Below are 1,487 nucleotides of genomic sequence, written 5' to 3' on the forward strand. Positions count from 1 at the left end.
CGGGGTGATGCTGGTCGTCTTCGTGCTGGTGGCGCTCTCCGCGCCGCTGATCGAGGCGCTCTACGGCATCAGCCCGCGCGACCAGTTCCAGAACAGGATGACGGTCAGGGCGGCGGTACGGGTACGACGTTGGGGCAGAATCATGGGCATTCTCCTCAGAACTCCCTGATCCTCCCTTTGCCGATAGATCGACAGGAACCTCCATACAAATAGCGACACATGCGAATTCAGCTCGGACGAGGAAGGATGGACGGGTGCCCGAAGGCGACACCGTCTGGAACACCGCCCGCGTACTGCACCGCGCCCTGGCCGGCGCCCGCCTGACCGGCAGCGACTTCCGGGTCCCGCAGCTCGCCGCGACCGACCTCGCCGGCTGGACCGTGCGGGAGTCGGCCAGCCGGGGCAAGCACCTGCTGCTCCGCCTCACCGCCCCGCCGCACGCCGCGACCGCGCCGCGGGGCGCGACGCCGTCGGGCGGCGCCGCCTCGGCGGAGGGCGTCGCCCCCGCCGCGGACGCGGCCCCGGGAGACGGCGGCGGGGCGCGCTGGACGCTGCACTCGCACCTGCGCATGGACGGCGCCTGGCGGGCGTACGCGCCGGGGGAACGGTGGACGGCCCGGCCTGCGCACCTGATCCGCGTCGTGCTGCGCAGCGCGCGGGCGGTCGCCGTCGGCTACCACCTGCACGAGCTGGCGCTGGTGCCGACCGCCGAGGAGGGGTCGCTCGTCGGGCACCTCGGCCCCGACCTGCTCGGCGCGGACTGGGACCCGGCGGAGGCGGTACGCCGGTTGGCCGCCCACCCGGACGCCACCATCTCCGAGGCGCTGCTGGACCAGCGCAACCTGGCCGGCGTCGGCAACCTCTACAAGTGCGAGGTGCTCTTCCTGCGCGGCGTCTCGCCGTGGACCCCGGTGCGCGCGGTGCCGGACCTCGCCGGCACCGTGGCCCTGGCCCAGAAGCTGCTCGCCGCCAACCGGGGCCGCTGGACGCAGAGCACCACCGGGTCGCTGCACCGGGGGCAGACCAGCTACGTCTACGGCCGGCGCGCCCAGCCCTGCCGTCGGTGCGGCACCGCGATCCGCAAGGAGGAACTGGGCGAGCGGGTCACCTACTGGTGCCCGGTCTGCCAGCCGGAACACCCCACCGGCTGACGCGGCCGGCCGGCGTGTCGGGCGGGACACTCCGGCGGGGCGGCGGCGAGTCGCATCCCCGCCACAGATACGGACGATTGGGTACTTCCTAACCCCGCCGTCGAGGTCGCATGCTGCGGTTGACTCCTCACGCATCGTCAACGAAGCGCGACCGGGTCCGCCACGCCGCCGTGGCGGCCACCGCGCCCGGACACCGGGGAGAGCCATGGAGCTGTTCCGCAGACTCCGGATCCCGTGGGCGGAGCGGGCGACGGCCCCGTACACCTTGAGCACCGAGCGGCCGTGGGCCATCCGGACGTTGCGGCCCACCCGGTCGCCAATCTCCACGCGGACGGC

At 73.8% G+C, this 1,487-nt stretch carries 1 protein-coding gene and 1 pseudogene; one reads left to right on the forward strand and one right to left on the reverse strand.

Annotation, left to right across the window (positions count from 1 at the left end):
• The first annotated feature begins 254 nt into the window (after window positions 1-254).
• Window positions 255-1,151, forward strand: coding sequence for a zinc finger domain-containing protein (locus tag AB0G13_RS34675; RefSeq protein WP_357883924.1), 897 nt, complete (start codon window positions 255-257; stop codon window positions 1,149-1,151).
• Between the two features lie 252 nt (window positions 1,152-1,403).
• On the opposite strand, the pseudogene AB0G13_RS34680 reads toward AB0G13_RS34675, so the two are convergent.
• Window positions 1,404-1,487: pseudogene (locus tag AB0G13_RS34680) on the reverse strand (DNA mismatch repair protein MutT); the annotation flags it as partial.

Source organism: Micromonospora sp. NPDC023633 (assembly GCF_040640035.1).
Classification (GTDB): domain Bacteria; phylum Actinomycetota; class Actinomycetes; order Mycobacteriales; family Micromonosporaceae; genus Micromonospora.